The organism is Saccharopolyspora sp. NPDC050642 (genome assembly GCF_040654735.1).
In the GTDB taxonomy this organism is placed as follows: Bacteria; Actinomycetota; Actinomycetes; order Mycobacteriales; family Pseudonocardiaceae; genus Saccharopolyspora; species Saccharopolyspora elongata.
Genome location: NZ_JBFAIN010000004.1, coordinates 161,276 through 175,810 on the forward strand (window position 1 = coordinate 161,276; position 14,535 = coordinate 175,810).

Sequence of the window (14,535 nt, forward strand, 5' to 3'; positions counted from 1 at the left end):
TAGGTCAGCCGCGGAAGGCGGCGAGGCCGGTCAGGGCCTGGCCGATGGTCAGGGCGTGCATCTCGCTGGTGCCCTCGTAGGTCAGCACCGACTCCAGGTTCGTCATGTGCCGGATCACCGGGTACTCCAGCGAAATCCCGTTGGCGCCCAGGATGGTCCGGGCCGTGCGGGCCACCTCCAGCGCACCGCGGACGTTGTCCAGCTTGCCGAAGCTCACCTGCTGCGGGATCAGCTCGCCGGCGTCCTTGCGCTTGCCGAGGTGCAGCGCCAGCAACCGTCCGTTTTGGACGCGCACCGCCATGTCGGCGAGCTTGGCCTGGGTGAGCTGGAAACCGCCGATCGGCCGGCCGAACTGCTCGCGGGTGGTCGCGTAGTCCAGCGCCGCCTCCAGACAGCTGCGCCCGGCGCCGACCGCGCCCCACACGATGCCGTAGCGCGCCTCGTTCAGGCAGGACAGCGGCCCGCGCAGCCCGGTGACCTCCGGCAGCACCGCGTCGGCGGGCAGCCGGACGTCGTCGAGCACCAGCTCGCTGGTCACCGACGCCCGCAGCGAAAGCTTGTGCTTGATCTCCGGCGCCGAGAAGCCCGGCGTGTCGGTCGGCACGACGAAGCCGCGCACGCCCTCATCGGTCTGCGCCCACACCACGGCGACCGAGGCGACCGTGCCGTTGGTGATCCACATCTTGCGGCCGTTGAGCACCCAGTCGGAGCCGTCGCGGCGCGCGGCGGTGCGCATCGAGGCCGGGTCGGAGCCGTGGTCGGGCTCGGTCAGGCCGAAGCAGCCGATCGCCTCGCCCGCGGCCATCTGCGGCAGCCAGTGCTGCTTCTGCTCCTCCGAGCCCCACCGCCAGATCGCGAACATCGCGAGCGAACCCTGCACCGAGACCAGCGAGCGCAGCCCGGAATCGCAGGCCTCCAGCTCCTCGCAGGCGATGCCGTAGTCCACTGCGGACAGTCCGGCGCAGCCGTAGCCCTCCAGGTGCATGCCCAGCACGCCGAGCTTGCCCAGTTCCCGGGCCAGCTCCCGGACCTGCGGGAGTTCGCCGCGCTCGAACCACTCCGCGACGTACGGCTGCACGTGGTCCCGGCACAGCGCGCGCACGCTGTCGCGCATCGCGAGCTGCTCCGGGGTGAATTCGGCGTCGATCCCCAGCGGATCGCGCGGGTCGAACGCGGGACGTTTTCCACCGGCACTCATTGCGGGCTCCTCCTCGATACGAGCGGGGAAAGCTGTTGTTCGGAGTCCTCCAGCCAGGCGAGGACTTCCTCGGTGTGTTCGCCGAGCAGCGGCGGCGCCGCCACCTCGGCGGTGCCGTGGCCGGAGAAGTCGATGGGCGTGCGCACCTGCATCGCCGCACCGCCACCGGGATCGACCATCGGCCGCAGTCCCAGCGATTCGGCGTAGTGCACGGCCCGCGACAGGTCGTTGACCTGGCCGCACGCGATGCCCACGCCCTGCAGGCGCCGCTGCCAGTCCGCGGCGGTCCGCGCGCCGAGCACGTTCTCCAGCTGCTTCGCCAGTTCCTCGCGGTTGGCCACCCGCTGCGCATTGGTCGCGAACCTCGGGTCGTCGGGCAGCGCGACCAGGCCCAGCGCATCGCAGAGCTTGCGGAACTGCCCGTCGTTGCCGACCGCGACGGCCAGGAAGGCGTCCTCACAGCGCAGCGCCTCGTACGGCGCGATGCTCGGGTGCCGGTTGCCCATCCGCTGCGGCGCGACCCCGGTGGTCAGCAGGTTGCTCATCTGGTTCGCCAGCGACGCCAGCAGGCTGGACAGCAGGTTCACCTCGACGTGCTGGCCGCGGCCGGTCAGCTCGCGGTGCCGCAGCGCCGCCATGATGCCCAGCGCCGCGTCCTTGCCGGTGAGCACGTCCACCAGCGCCACGCCGACCTTCATCGGCGCGCCGTCGGCCTCGCCGGTGATGCTCATCAGGCCGCCGAGCGCCTGCACCACGAAGTCGTAGCCGGGCAGGTGCGCACCTTCCTTGCTGCCGAACCCGGAGATCGAGGCGTAGACCAGCCGCGGGTTGATGCCGAGCGCGCTCTCGTGGTCCAGGCCGTAGCGGGCCAGCGAGCCCGCCTTGAAGTTCTCCACCAGGACGTCGGCGCGGCGGATGAGCTGGCGCGCGGCCTCCTGACCGGCCGGGTCGGCGAGGTCGAGGGCGATGCTGCGCTTGCTCCGGTTGACCGACTCGAAGTAGGCGGAGCTGTGCTCGGTCCAGGGCGGTCCCCACGAACGCGTGTCGTCGCCGCCTTCGGGGCGTTCCACCTTGATCACCGTCGCGCCGAGGTCGGCCAGCAGCATCGTCGCGTACGGCCCGGCCAGCACCCGGCTGAAGTCCGCTACGACCACGCCTTCCAGCGGCAGCGTCTCCATGCACCCACCCTTCCGCCAGGCGGACCAGCGCGATCCGGCGCGGTGGCCCGAACAGCGGCTTGCCTCGCCGCAATATTGGATCCAATATACAGTTGTTCGGGCGGCGGTCAAGACGCCGGAGAACCGCGAAAACCGGAGAGCCGATGCAACGACCACCCACCACCCAGGAGTTCGTCCTCGGCGAGCTCCGCAGAGCCATCGTGTCCGGGGAGCTGGCGCCGGGCCAGCCGATCCGGCAGGACACCATCGCCCAGCGCCTCGGCGTGAGCCGGGTTCCGCTGCGCGAGGCGCTGAAGACGCTGGAAGCCGAGGGCCAGGTGATCTACCAGCCGCACCGGGGGTATTCGGTGGCGGAGCTGTCGCTGAGCGACCTGCTGGAGGTCTACCGGATCCGCGAGCTGCTCGAATCGGAGGCCGCGGCGGTGGCCACCGAGCGGCTCACCGAGGCCGGCCTGGCCCGCATCACCGACGCCCAGGTCGACGTCGAGAAGGCCGCCGACAGCGGCGACCTGGTCGCGATGATCGCGGCGAACCGGCGGTTCCACTTCGCGCTGCTGGAGCCCGCCGGAATGCCCCGCCTGCTGCGCGTCGTGCGCACGCTCTGGGACGCCACCGACGCCTACCGCGCGGTGTACTACAACTCCAGCACCAACCGCGAGCGCGTGCGCCACGAGCACGATTCGATCGTGGCGGCGGTCGCGGACCGACGGGCCGACGACCTCGTGCGCCTGCTCGACGAGCACCGCAGGCACGCGGTCGACGCGCTGCGCGCCACCATCGCGTCCGAAGTGGACTGATCGAGCCGGAACTCAGGCCCGGAGCAGGATCTCCGCGGTCCGGCGCGCCTGGCGGACCGCGCCGCCGAAGCCCGCCGAGGCCGCGACCGTCGCGCCCTCGTAGAGCAGCAGGGCGCTGTCGGCGAAGTCCGCCGGATCGGTCAGCTCGGCCGCCGCGGCGAGCCGTTCGAAGTACTCGCGCATCCACCGCTTCTGGCCGATGATCACGGCGCGGGCCGGGCTCTCCGGGTCGGGGATCTCCGCCAGGGCGTTGACGAATCCGCAGCCCCGGAAGTCCGCGCCGCCCATCCACGCGTCGAGCGCGTCGAAGACCGCCAGCAGCTCGTCCGCCGGCGTGGCCGCGTGCTCGGCGACCCACCGCTGGAGCCAGGCGCGCCAGCGCTGGTCCCGCTCGACCAGGTACGCCGTGACCAGCTGGTCCTTCGAGCCGAAGCACGCGTACAGGGTCTTCTTCGTGACGCCCGCTTCGGCGGCGATCGCCTCGACGCCGACGGCGTGGATGCCCTGCCGGTAGAACAGCTCGGCCGCCACGTCGAGCACCCGCCGCCCGGCCGGCGTCAGCCTCTCCAACAACTCCACGCCCCGACTATACCGACCGGTGTGTTGACACACCACGGCCGAACATGCCTACCCTGGTAACCACACCGGTCGGTATACCTGCTCTGACCGGCGCCGAGACCCAGAACGGAGTGTTTCCCATGAGGGCAGTGCTGCTCACCGGCTTCGGCGGGCCGGAGAAGCTGGCGTACCGGGAAGACGTGCCCGAGCCGCAGGCCGGACCGGGCGAGGTGCGCATCCGGGTCGCCGCCACGGCGATCAACAACACCGACATCTGGACCCGCGAAGGCGCGTACGGCTCCCCCGACGATCCGGGGGCGAGCGCGGGCTGGCGGCGGGAGCCGCTGGAGTTCCCGCGCATCCAGGGCGCCGACGTGGTCGGCCGCATCGACCAGACCGGCGCGGGCGTGCCCGGATCTCGGCTGGGCGAGCGGGTGATCGTCGACCCGATGCTCTACACCGGCGGCGAACGAGAACTGGTCGACACCGCGTACCTGGGCAGCGAGCGCGACGGCGGATTCGCCGAATTCACCACCGTGCCCACCCAGAACGCCCACCAGATCGACAGCGACCTCGGCGATGCGGAGCTGGCAACCTTCCCCACCGCGTACGCGACGGCGATGCGGATGCTGAACCGGGCGGCCGTCGGCGCCGGCGAGACCGTGGTGGTCACCGGCGCCTCCGGCGGGGTCGGCTCGGCGCTGATCCAGCTCGCGACGCTGCGCGGAGCGCGCGTCGTGGCGATCACCAGCGACGCGAAGCGGGAGCGCGCGCTGCGCCTCGGAGCGCAAGCGACGGTGGACCGGCGCGCCGCCGACTTGGAGGCGGCGGTGCGGGCCGCGGTCGGCCCGGTCGACGTGGTCGCCGACGTCGTGGCCGGGCCGAGCTTCCCCGCGCTGCTGCGGATGCTCGGGCCGCTGGGCCGCTACGTCGTCGCTGGCGGGATCGCCGGCCCGCTGGTGGAAACGGACCTGCGCACGGTCTACCTCCGCCAGCTGCAACTGATCGGCTCGTCGTTCGGCACCCACGAAGACTTCGCCCAGCTCCTGCAGCACATCGCCCGCGGCGAGCTGACGCCGTTGCTGGCCGGGACGTACCCGCTGCACGAACTGCCCGAAGCGCAGGAAGCCTTCGCCGCCAAGGACTTCTTCGGCAAGCTCGTGATCACCCTGGACGGCACGCCATGATCCTGGACCGCGACCTGATCGTCGACGGGGTCCGGCTGGCCTACCGGCGGACCGCCGGCAGCACCGGCGAAACGCTCGTGTTCCTGCACGGAACGCCGTCGCACTCCCACATCTGGCGCAACGTGATCCCGCCCGTCGAAGCCGCGGGGCACGGCGTGCTGGCCTACGACCTGCTGGGCTACGGCGCCTCCGAGCGCCCGCCGAACCGCGACACCTCGGTCGAGGCGCAGGCGGATCTGCTCGAAGAAGTCCTGGCGCAGCAGGAAATCCGGCGCTGCGCGCTGATCGCCCACGACATCGGCGGCGCGGTGGCGCAGATCTTCGCCACCCGCCACCCGGACCGCGTCGAACGCCTGGTGCTGATCGACTCGGTGAGCTACGACTCGTGGCCGTCGAGCACCTGGCGGGAGATCATCCGCGACCACCTCGCCGACCACGCCGCCATGCCCCAGGCGGAGTTCGAGGCGATGCTGACCCGCCAGCTGGCGATGACGGTGGCGGACCCGGCCCGGATGACCGGCGAAACCCTGGAGGCCTACCTCGCTCCGCACCGGACACCGATGGGCCGGGCGTCGTTCTTCGAGCACCAGGTCCGCCACTACGACTCGGCGCCGACGCAACGGGTGGCCCCGCTGCTGAAAACCCTTGCGGTGCCGACGAAGATCGTGTGGGGAGCCGGGGACCGCTGGCAACCGCTCGCCTACGCGCCACGCCTGGCCGACGACATCCCGGGCGCGGAGCTGTCGATCATCCCCGGCGCGGGCCACTTCCCCATGGAGGACGACCCGGCCCGGATCACCGAAGAGGTCCTGACCTTCCTGAACCCACCCCGGGGGTGACGGAAGGCCGCTCGAACTCGGCTCGCACCACGGGCGCGCCGAATGGCCCGGGTGCGCTACGACCGGACACCGAAGCGCCCCCTCCCCGCGTACCGGGCAGGGGGCGCTTCTCGCGTTATGGCCAAGTGGCGCGGATCGGTGGCGGTAGCGTTCGTTCGTCGCCCACCGGTGGAAGAAGGTTTCGTGATCACGAATCAGGACCTGGTCGAGCTCTACGGCCCGGAGAACGTCGTCACGGTGCCGGCCGACGAGGTCGAACGGCTCCGCGTCCGCGACGCCGATGCGGAGGTGCTGGCGCGGGTGGGGATCCCCGCGTTCAGCCCGGTGATCTTCACCAACCACGTCGAAGGCGAGCCCCCTTTCCTGGAGGTCTTCGACGTCGAGACCAAGGACGGCTCCGTGCACCGGGAAGTCCTCCTCGGCTGGGTGCCGGACGATCCCGTCATCAACTTCTCGTTGGACGCGCAGCAGGGCTTCGTGACCTTCGTGCAGCGGACCGACCCACCGCAATTCGACGTGGTCAACAACAACTTGGCGGAGTTCGTCGAGTTCCTGTACCTGATCGACCGCTTTCGGATGCAGCCGGTCGACGATCCGGAGGTCCACGAGAAATCCCGCCACGAGCTGCGCGACCGACTGCGGGCCATGGACCCGTTCTCGTTCGAAGCCCCCGACCTCTGGTGGCCCAAGGTCCTGGCCCGCGTCGCCGCCCCTGGCCCCGGCATCGACGCGTTCGCCTGACCGGGAAGGGCACGATCTGGCGCGGGGTCGAGCGGACAGCGCCGGCAAATGCCGGTGCTGCCCGTAACGCCTGGTGAGGGCGCTACGAGCAGCATCCGGCTCAGAGAGCCACCCGGTGCCGCGAAACCGCGCGAGCGGTCAGTTGTCGTAGGTGTAGAAGCCCTTGCCGGTCTTCTTGCCCTTGAGGCCGGCATCGAGCATCCGCTGCAGCAGCGGCGGGGCCGCGTAGGTGGGCTCGGCGTACTCCGCGTACATCGAGTCCGCGATGGCCTTCAGGGTGTCCAGGCCGACCAGGTCGGACAGGCGCAGCGGGCCCATCGGGTGGGCGCAGCCCAGCACCATCCCCTTGTCGATGTCCTCGGCGGTGGCGAAGCCGCCCTCCAGCATCCGGATCGCCGACAGCAGGTACGGCACCAGCAGCGCGTTGACGATGAACCCGGACCGGTCCTTGGCCCGGATGGTCTCCTTGCCCAGCTGCTCACCGGCGAACGCCGTGGCCCGCGCGACCGTGTCCTCGGCGGTCAGCAGCGACGGCACGAGCTCGACGAGGTTGAGCACCGGCACCGGGTTGAAGAAGTGCACGCCGATGACCCGGTGCGGGCGCTTCGTGGCGCCGGCGAGCTTGGCGATCGGGATGGACGAGGTGTTCGACGCCAGGATCGCCTCCGGGTCGGACACCACCTTGTCCAGCTCGGCGAACAGCTTGAGCTTCAGCCCCTCGTCCTCGGCGATCGCCTCGATGACCATGTCCCGGTCTTCGAGGTCGGCGACCGTGGTGGTGAAGTGCAGCCGGGACTGCGCCTCGTCGCGCTCGGCCTCGGTGAGCTTGCCCTTCTCCACCCCGCGGTTGAGCGACTTCCACAGCCTGGACCGGCCTGCGCGCGCGGCCTCGGTGCTGACCTCGCACACGATCACGTCGATGCCGGCTCGGGCGCCGACCTCGGCGATGCCGCCGCCCATCTGCCCGCCACCGACGACTCCCAGGCGTTCGATCTTCGTCACCACACCGATCCTTCCGCTTCCGGCTGCGCTGCCGCTGCAGGGCCTTCGTCGGCCAGATCATGCCAAAAACAGCGATTACCGACCGGTGAACAGTGCGCTAGGCCACGTCGATCACACCGCCGCGCGGGAAGGGCGGGCCGTACGGAGCCGGGCCGGATCCCCCCGGGCCCGGCTCCGCGCGGTCGGACCCCCCGATCCGACCCTGACCCCCTGAAGTTCTTTCAGGTTACAGCACGCTCTGCGCATGAATGCATGCACTCCGAGCATGGGTACGCGCTGGTCACCCCGGCTGGCACACCGGGCAGAAGAGGGTGCTGCGGCCGCCGATCCGCAAGCGCCGCAAAGCCGACGAGCACCGCGGACACCTCCGGTCCGGCTCGTCGCGGTGCCCGGTCAGCCACGACGCGCCGTCCGGAACCCGGCCCGCGCGAACCGCCACCCGCAGCATCTCGCGCATCTCGCGGTGCAGCCGGCCGAGATCGCCGTCGCTGAGCTCCGCGGTGGAGCGGTTCGGGTTGATCCGTGCCCGCCAGAGGATCTCGTCGGCGCAGATGTTGCCGAGCCCGGCGAGCACCGACTGATCCATCAGCGCCGGCTTGAGGCCGCGCCGGGTGCGGGTGAGCCGCGAGCCGAACTCGGCGGCGTCGATGCGCTGCGCGTCCGGGCCGAGGTCGGCCAGCAGACCGTCCACTTCGTCCTGTTCCCGCGCGAGGTGCATGCCGGTCAGCTTCCGCATGTCCCGGTAGCGGAGTTCACCGGCGGCGAAGTCGAACACGACCCGGTCGTGCACGTGCAGTTCCTCGTCGTGGGCGCACCACTGGAGGTTCCCGGTCATCCCGAAGTGCACCAGTAAGATCGGCGGCGCCGCCGAGGCGTTCGCGGCGGGCGCCGTCGGGATCAGCAACCACTTGCCGTACCGCCGCGGCTCGGCGAAGAACCTGCGCCGCAGCGCGCGCTGGAACGCGTCCGCGCCGATGCCGCGCAACACCTGCGCGTCGTGCACGCGCACCTCGCGCACCTGCTTGCCGGTCGCCCGCTCCGCGACCCGGCGAAATCCCGCTACGTCGGGCAATTCGGGCATACCTCCCGGCTACCCGTCGTCGCGCCGTCCTAGCGGCCGCTCCGGAAGAGCTCCGGGCAAGCTCGTCCCGCAGGCGCCCGGCACCGGTGGCGATTTCGCGCCCCGCGCTCCTGACGGTCACGTCTCACGCCCCGTTCCCGAACGAACCCCTTAGCGGGTTCCGCTCGGCTTGGAGAGAATCCGGGCCATGAACATCCCACCTCTGCGCCGCGTGATGGTCGCGCGCGACCCGGCAGAACAGCACCGCGTGGCCACGCCCTTGGAGCTGCTGTTCGACCTGTGCTTCGTCGCGGCCGTCGGCCAGGCCGCCGTGCAGCTGCACCACGGGCTCGCCGAGGGGCACTTCGCCGAGTTCGGCATCGGTTACGCCATGGTGTTCTTCGCGATCTGGTGGGCCTGGATGAACTTCACCTGGTTCGCCTCCGCCTTCGACACCGACGACGCCCTCTACCGCGCGCTGACGCTGCTGCAGATGGGCGGGGTGCTGGTGCTCGCCGCCGGGGTGCCCGGCGCGTTCCACGACTACGACTTCACCATCGTGACCATCGGTTACGTGGTGATGCGCGTGGCGATGGTCGCCCAGTGGCTGCGCGCCGCGCGCGAGCATCCCGACAGCCGCGGCTGCTCGCTGCGGTACGCGGCAGGCATCTCGGTGGTGCAGATCGGCTGGCTCCTGCGGCTGGCGCTGCCGCACCCGTGGGCCGAGGTCGGTTTCGCGGTGCTGGTGCTGGCCGAACTCGCGGTTCCGGCGTTCGCCGAGCGGCGCGACCGGACCCCCTGGCACCCGCACCACATCGCTGAGCGCTACGGGCTGTTCACGATCATCGTGCTCGGCGAGGTGGTGCTGGCCGTGACCGCCGCGATCCAGGAGGACGTCTCCGACGGCGGTTGGTCCCCGGAGCTGCTGGAGATCGGCATCGGCGGGCTGCTGATGATCTTCGCGATGTGGTGGATCTACTTCAAGCACTCCGCGGTCGAACAGCTGCGCGACTCGAAGCGCGCCCCGCTGGCCTGGGGATACGGCCACTACCTGGTGTTCGCCGCGGTCGCCGCGGTCGGCGCCGGGCTGGAGGTGGCCATCGACGTCAACGCCCACCAGGCGCACGTGAGCACCGTCGCCGGAGCGCTGACCGTCGCGATCCCGCTGATCGTCTACCTGGTGACGACGGCCGTCCTGCACTCCCGGATGGCCGACGCGGGCTCGCTGGTCCTGGTGCTGACGGGGGTGGGCTGCGCGCTGCTCGTGGTGGTGGCGCTGCTGGCGGACCGGCTCACCATCTCGGGTTCCGTGCTGACGATGGGAATCCTGATGGCCCTGCTGCTCGTCGCCGGGCTTCTCCTGCAGCAGCGCCGGATTTCGGCGCGATGACCGGCCGCCGTGGCCCCGTGCGCGCGGGGCCACGGTGCGCAGTCACCGCTGCAGCGCGGCCTCGGCGGCTTCGAGATCCGCGACGACGTCCAGGACGCCCCACCGCACCGGCCACGCGAAGCGCCGGTCGACGGTCCAGGCCAGCACGGCGTCGAACTCGGCATCCTCCGGGCCGATCACCAAGGACGCCGCCAGGCCCACGGCCGGTTTGGCGATGGTGCACCAGGTCGACTCGTCCAGCGGGAACGAATCCTCCTGGAACATGTCGCCGATGAAGTCGCCCTCCTCAACGGGCCGCAGTTCCTCGTCGGATTCCTGGCCGAACTCGAAGTCACCGACGACCTCGCCGGTCAGGGCGCGCACGAACCGCAGCGTGTACTCCCCCAACACCGCCAGCACCCCGGAGGCGCCCCAGAGCACCGCCGTCGTCTCCGCCGGCACCTCGATCGACCGCACGCACGCCGGCTCGTCACCCAGCGACCACACCTCGACCCGTCCGTCGGCCGTCAGGCACGCACCGCGCTCCCCCGACGGATCCCACGCCCAGGGGCGCTCGGGTCCCGCATCGTGCATGCCGATCTTCTTGGTCGTGTCGATGTCGAGGTGGAAGCGGCGGCCGTCCTCGTCGCGGACGTCGACGCCGCCGCCGTCCGGCAGCACGATCGCCAGCCGCGCGTCCGCATCGCGCATGCCCCAGTGCAGCATTCCCGGGGTCTGCTCAACGGATTCGCCGACCTGGTTCCCGGTGCGGACGTCGAGCACGGTCAGCGTGCCGGGCTCACCGCTCGCGACGGCGGCGACCAACCGGTCGTCCGGGCTCCACGCGAGCGGCGTGCTGAGGCCGTTCCAGCTGGCATCGCCGATTCGCGCCACCCAACGCATCCGCCCGCCCGGCACGTCGACGACGCAGGCCATCGGGCCGTCGTCGCCCAGGAGCCGGGTGCCATCGCGCGACCACCGCACCTGGCCGAAGAAGAACTCGTAGCTGTCCGGCTCGCCGTCACGGCCGATCTGCGACGGTCCGAGCAGCTGCCTGGCCTCCTCCGGGATCGGCTCGGGGAGCAGTTCGGGCTGCGGGCCTTCGAGGTGGTCGAACTGGTGGGCGTAGACGACCTCGCCCCGGTCCAGCGGCGCGATGCAGCCCATCACCTCGTGGCTCGTGCGCATGCTGATGTAGGCGCGCCGGCCATCGGGCGCCAGCGCGAAGGTCGCGGAGGAGTCGTTGCCGTCCGTCACATCCGCGTAGCCGTGGGGATTGGCGCTCTGCCCGAACGGATCCCAGACCCCGACCTGGTTGGTGCAGAACCCGACGGCGAGGCGCGTGCCGTCGGCCGACCACTGCAGCGTGTCGCGGTCGCCCAGCCAGCCGACGCCGCCGTCGATCACGATCTCGTTGACGGCGCGACCGGTGCTCATCTCCCAGATCTGCACCGTGCCCGCTTCCGCGTCCTCGCCCCACCGGCCGGTGGCCAGGTGCCGACCGCACGGGCTGAGCTCGAAGTCCAGCAGCCCGCCGCCCTCCTCGTAGGCGGGATGGGCGTGCGGATGGCGCAACCGAGCGCCGCGTGCCACCAACCGCTCGGTCGCCAGTCGGTGCGCCTGCGTGACCCCGTGCTCGCGTTCGAGCTCGGCCAGTTTCTCCCGCAGCGAAGACAAATCCCGCTCCGGCGCGAATGCCGCCCAGTCCGCTTCCCGGAGCAGGCCGAGCAATTCCGCCGGGTCGTTCGCCGCCGCCAACGCGTCGTGATCGGCGAAAGTACCGTCGGCCTGCTCACCTCGGAGCAAGAGCTCGTACAACTCGGCTTCCGGCAGCATCGGCACGCCGAGCTTCTGCTCTTCCAGGTCCGGTAAGCGAACCGAGAACACGATTTCCCCGGACAGCACCACATCCGGCGCGGCATCCGGCTCGACCACCCGGGCGCCGAGCTCCGCCAACCGCCGCTCCAGCTCCTCCCGGGAAACCGGCGCTTCGGTGCCCGACAGGTATACCTTCTTGCCCTTCAAATCCATGATCGCCCACAGTAGAGGTGGCCCCCGACGACCGGTGGCGAATCGGCGCCGGGCTGGCCGTCCGGGTGTGCGGCGGTGCGCATACCCTGTGGATCCCGATTCCTTCGAGGAGGCGGTATGCGAGAAGGCGACGTGGTGGCGGACTTCGCGCTGACCGACCAGCGCGGCAACGAACGCAAGCTGTCCGACCTGCTGGTCGACGGCCCCGTGGTGCTGTTCTTCTACCCCGCGGCGATGACGACCGGCTGCACGGCGGAGACCTGCCACTTCCGCGACCTGTCCGCGGAGTTCGCCGAGCTCGGCGCCCAGCCGGTCGGGATCAGCACGGATTCGGTCACCAAGCAGCAGAAGTTCGCCGACGCGCACGGCTTCGGCTTCCCGCTGCTGTCCGACTTCGACGGCACCGTGGCCCGCCAGTTCGGCGTGAAGCGGCGGTTCGGCCCGATCCCGGTGAAGCGGCACACGTTCGTCATCGACGAGCAGCGGCGGGTGCTCGCGGTGATCCGCAACGAGTTCCGGATGGCAGCGCACGCCGACACCGCGCTGGAAGTGCTCCGGCGGGGTGCCTAGGTCGTGGTTTATAAGCGGCGGTAGCCGCTTGCGGTGTGGGACTCGACTCGCACCGCCGCGGGTTCTCAGACTGTGCCCGCCCGAAAGGGCTCTCGGCGAGGACAGCCCCAGCGTGGTGTATTGGACATACATGAGTCGGGGATCCCGCAGTCGAGGCGGCGTCTGAGGTTCCGCTACCGGCGCCGCTACGCAAACCAATTTCGAAACACTCTCTAGGCAGGCCCTGTTCCGCGGGCCAGCGGCGCCCGCCAGCCGTAGCGCAGGGCGAGCAGCCTGACGACGATCGCGAGCAGCGCCGCGAGCGAGCTGGTGATCGGCGTCAGCACGCCGGCCACGGCCAGGATCGACACCAGCGCGCTGCCGAGCAGGGCGGGCACCGCGTAGATCTCGCTCTTCGGGTGCAGCAGCGCCGGGATCTCGCCGGCGAGCAGGTCCCGGGCCGCGCCGCCGCCGATCGCCGTCGCCGCGCCGAGCGCGATCGCCGCCAGCGGATGCATGCCGTAGTTCAGCGCCTTGATGCTGCCCGCCACGCAGAACACGCCGAGGCCGACCGCGTCGAAGAACATCACGAACCGCCGGATCCGGGCCAGCCTCGGATGCCAGAAGAACACCGCGACCGCGGCGACCAGCGGAGTGGTGAAGTAGGCGACGTTGGTGAACGCCACCGGCGGCACCGCGCCGATCACCAGGTCCCGGAACAGCCCGCCGCCCAGCGCGGTCACCTCGGCGAGCACCACGATGCCGACGGCGTCGAAGCGCTTCCGCACGGCGAGCAGCGCGCCGGAGAGCGCGAAGGCGAAGATCCCGACCAGGTCGAGGATCTCCTGCACCAGCGGATTCACGATCGCGGTATCCACCGCGACATTCTCACCGCCGCAGCCGGGGCTCCCCGACCCGGCTGCGGGGAAAAGGCGCGTTCGACCGGCCGGACCGGGCGAACGCGCCCTCCGATCTCAGCCGATCGGGCGACGAGAAATCGCTCAGGCGGGCGGGTTCTCGCAGGTGGGGTTGAGGAGCTTCTGGACGTCGGGGCCGTCGACGTTCTGCTTGGTGATCAGCACCGCGCCGGTGTCCGGGTCCGGCAGCGGGTCCGCCGAGCCGCGGATCTTGCCGACCGCCGCGTTCACCGACGCGTAGCCCATCTTGAACGGGTTCTGCGCGATCAGGCCGGTGATCACGCCGTCCCGCAGGCCCTGGATCTCGCCCTCCGAGGTGTCCCAGCCGATGACCTTCACCTGGCCGGCCTTGCCCGCCTGCCGCACCGCCTCGGCCGCGCCTAGCACGCTGGGCTCGTTGGCCGCGTAGATGGCGTTGAGGTCCGGGTTCGCGGTGAGGATGTCCTGGGTGACCTGCAGCGCCCGGTTGTAGTCGCTGCCGCTGGACTGCTGCGCGACCAGCTGCAACCCGGGGTGCTTGGCCAGGCCCTTCTTGAAGCCCTCGGCGCGCGTCTCGTTGGTGCTCGTGCCGGGCTGGAACTCGATGAACGCCACCTTGCCGCGGCCGCCGAGCTGCTCGGCGAGCGCGTCGGTGGCCTGCTCCGCGGCGGCGACGTTGTTCGTCGCGAACACCGGCACGTCCGGCGGCTGCGGCGTGGTGCCGGAATCCATGTTGACCACCGTGGTGCCCTGGCCCTGCGCGGACTTGGTGATGTCGGCCAACGCCTTGGCGTCCGTCGCCGCGTACACCAGGCCCTTGACGTCGCCCTGCGAGAGCAGGTCCTGCAGCAGGCTCTGCTGGCCGCTGACGTCGCTCTCGGCGTGCACCCCGTCCCAGTGGATCGTCACGTCCGGGTGCTTGGACCCGGCGCACTCGGCGCCGACCCGCACCTTCTCCCAGAAGTCGAAACCGATCGCCTTCGGCACCACGGCCAGCTTGATCGGCCCACCCTGCTGGACGCCGCCGCCGGTCTGCTCGCGCACCCCGACGCTGCACCCGGCGGCAGCAACCGAAAGCAGCACGCACGTCGCGGTCAGTACCTTCTTCATCGGCCGAGCTCCCTTGCTCA

The 14,535-nt window shown here is 70.9% G+C and carries 14 protein-coding genes; 6 read left to right on the forward strand and 8 right to left on the reverse strand.

Going from position 1 to position 14,535, the window contains the following annotated elements; translation table 11 throughout:
* Positions 1–4: 4 nt before the first annotated feature.
* Together AB0H93_RS09250 and AB0H93_RS09255 are read right to left on the reverse strand one after the other, a co-directional pair.
* On the reverse strand, positions 5–1,198 hold the full coding sequence (locus AB0H93_RS09250; RefSeq protein ID WP_358569904.1) for an acyl-CoA dehydrogenase family protein: 1,194 nt from the start codon (positions 1,196–1,198) through the stop codon (positions 5–7).
* Complete coding sequence (locus tag AB0H93_RS09255) at positions 1,195–2,376, reverse strand: CoA transferase (RefSeq protein WP_358569907.1); 1,182 nt, start codon at positions 2,374–2,376, stop codon at positions 1,195–1,197. Before AB0H93_RS09255 ends, AB0H93_RS09250 begins: the two co-directional genes overlap by 4 nt.
* A gap of 143 nt (positions 2,377–2,519) precedes the next feature.
* Between AB0H93_RS09255 and AB0H93_RS09260 the strand changes: the two genes are divergently transcribed.
* Positions 2,520–3,173: a GntR family transcriptional regulator gene (locus tag AB0H93_RS09260; RefSeq protein ID WP_358569910.1), complete on the forward strand. Its 654-nt coding sequence runs from the start codon at positions 2,520–2,522 to the stop codon at positions 3,171–3,173.
* A 12-nt stretch (positions 3,174–3,185) separates the two neighbouring features.
* Here the strand turns inward: AB0H93_RS09260 and AB0H93_RS09265 are convergent, their stop codons facing one another.
* Complete coding sequence (locus AB0H93_RS09265; RefSeq protein ID WP_358570540.1) at positions 3,186–3,746, reverse strand: TetR/AcrR family transcriptional regulator; 561 nt, start codon at positions 3,744–3,746, stop codon at positions 3,186–3,188.
* A gap of 125 nt (positions 3,747–3,871) precedes the next feature.
* On the opposite strand from AB0H93_RS09265, the gene AB0H93_RS09270 reads away from it, so the two are divergent.
* From AB0H93_RS09270 to AB0H93_RS09280, 3 genes are all read left to right on the forward strand, one after another.
* Entirely contained in the window at positions 3,872–4,918 is a 1,047-nt protein-coding gene (locus tag AB0H93_RS09270; RefSeq protein WP_358569913.1) for an alcohol dehydrogenase family protein, read from the forward strand.
* Positions 4,915–5,757 (forward strand): alpha/beta hydrolase, encoded by an 843-nt coding sequence (locus tag AB0H93_RS09275; protein ID WP_358569916.1) that lies wholly within the window; start codon positions 4,915–4,917, stop codon positions 5,755–5,757. Before AB0H93_RS09270 ends, AB0H93_RS09275 begins: the two co-directional genes overlap by 4 nt.
* Before the next feature lie 183 nt (positions 5,758–5,940).
* The gene (locus tag AB0H93_RS09280; protein WP_358569919.1) at positions 5,941–6,498 is read left to right on the forward strand and encodes an SUKH-4 family immunity protein; all 558 of its coding nucleotides are present in this window, start codon (positions 5,941–5,943) and stop codon (positions 6,496–6,498) included.
* A 138-nt stretch (positions 6,499–6,636) separates the two neighbouring features.
* Here AB0H93_RS09280 and AB0H93_RS09285 read toward each other — a convergent pair whose 3' ends face one another.
* Both AB0H93_RS09285 and AB0H93_RS09290 read right to left on the reverse strand, forming a co-directional pair.
* On the reverse strand, positions 6,637–7,500 hold the full coding sequence (locus tag AB0H93_RS09285) for a 3-hydroxybutyryl-CoA dehydrogenase (RefSeq protein WP_358569922.1): 864 nt from the start codon (positions 7,498–7,500) through the stop codon (positions 6,637–6,639).
* Between the two features lie 280 nt (positions 7,501–7,780).
* Entirely contained in the window at positions 7,781–8,581 is an 801-nt protein-coding gene (locus AB0H93_RS09290; RefSeq protein ID WP_358569925.1) for a DNA-formamidopyrimidine glycosylase family protein, read from the reverse strand.
* 187 nt (positions 8,582–8,768) lie between these two features.
* Here AB0H93_RS09290 and AB0H93_RS09295 point away from each other — a divergent pair, with 187 nt between their 5' ends.
* Positions 8,769–9,950 (forward strand): low temperature requirement protein A, encoded by a 1,182-nt coding sequence (locus AB0H93_RS09295; RefSeq protein ID WP_358569928.1) that lies wholly within the window; start codon positions 8,769–8,771, stop codon positions 9,948–9,950.
* 42 nt (positions 9,951–9,992) lie between these two features.
* On the opposite strand, the gene AB0H93_RS09300 is transcribed toward AB0H93_RS09295, so the two are convergent.
* Positions 9,993–11,960, reverse strand: coding sequence for a hypothetical protein (locus AB0H93_RS09300; protein WP_358569931.1), 1,968 nt, complete (start codon positions 11,958–11,960; stop codon positions 9,993–9,995).
* 117 nt (positions 11,961–12,077) lie between these two features.
* Between AB0H93_RS09300 and AB0H93_RS09305 the strand changes: the two genes are divergently transcribed.
* Positions 12,078–12,530, forward strand: coding sequence for a peroxiredoxin (locus AB0H93_RS09305; RefSeq protein WP_358569934.1), 453 nt, complete (start codon positions 12,078–12,080; stop codon positions 12,528–12,530).
* A gap of 212 nt (positions 12,531–12,742) precedes the next feature.
* On the opposite strand, the gene AB0H93_RS09310 is transcribed toward AB0H93_RS09305, so the two are convergent.
* Positions 12,743–13,387 (reverse strand): trimeric intracellular cation channel family protein, encoded by a 645-nt coding sequence (locus tag AB0H93_RS09310; RefSeq protein WP_358569937.1) that lies wholly within the window; start codon positions 13,385–13,387, stop codon positions 12,743–12,745.
* A gap of 123 nt (positions 13,388–13,510) precedes the next feature.
* A complete protein-coding gene (locus tag AB0H93_RS09315; RefSeq protein ID WP_358569940.1) occupies positions 13,511–14,515 on the reverse strand; it encodes a substrate-binding domain-containing protein in 1,005 nt (334 codons plus the stop codon).
* Positions 14,516–14,535: the final 20 nt, after the last annotated feature.

Excerpts from the sequence above, each read along its gene's own strand:
- AB0H93_RS09270 (WP_358569913.1), top strand. The coding sequence starts at position 3,872 with ATGAGGGCAGTGCTGCTCACCGGCTTCGGCGGGCCGGAGAAGCTGGCG.
- AB0H93_RS09295 (WP_358569928.1), top strand. The coding sequence starts at position 8,769 with ATGAACATCCCACCTCTGCGCCGCGTGATGGTCGCGCGCGACCCGGCA.
- AB0H93_RS09300 (WP_358569931.1), bottom strand. The coding sequence starts at position 11,960 with ATGGATTTGAAGGGCAAGAAGGTATACCTGTCGGGCACCGAAGCGCCG.
- AB0H93_RS09315 (WP_358569940.1), bottom strand. The coding sequence starts at position 14,515 with ATGAAGAAGGTACTGACCGCGACGTGCGTGCTGCTTTCGGTTGCTGCC.
- AB0H93_RS09250 (WP_358569904.1), bottom strand. The coding sequence starts at position 1,198 with ATGAGTGCCGGTGGAAAACGTCCCGCGTTCGACCCGCGCGATCCGCTG.
- AB0H93_RS09290 (WP_358569925.1), bottom strand. The coding sequence starts at position 8,581 with ATGCCCGAATTGCCCGACGTAGCGGGATTTCGCCGGGTCGCGGAGCGG.
- AB0H93_RS09305 (WP_358569934.1), top strand. The coding sequence starts at position 12,078 with ATGCGAGAAGGCGACGTGGTGGCGGACTTCGCGCTGACCGACCAGCGC.
- AB0H93_RS09260 (WP_358569910.1), top strand. The coding sequence starts at position 2,520 with ATGCAACGACCACCCACCACCCAGGAGTTCGTCCTCGGCGAGCTCCGC.
- AB0H93_RS09275 (WP_358569916.1), top strand. The coding sequence starts at position 4,915 with ATGATCCTGGACCGCGACCTGATCGTCGACGGGGTCCGGCTGGCCTAC.
- AB0H93_RS09255 (WP_358569907.1), bottom strand. The coding sequence starts at position 2,376 with ATGGAGACGCTGCCGCTGGAAGGCGTGGTCGTAGCGGACTTCAGCCGG.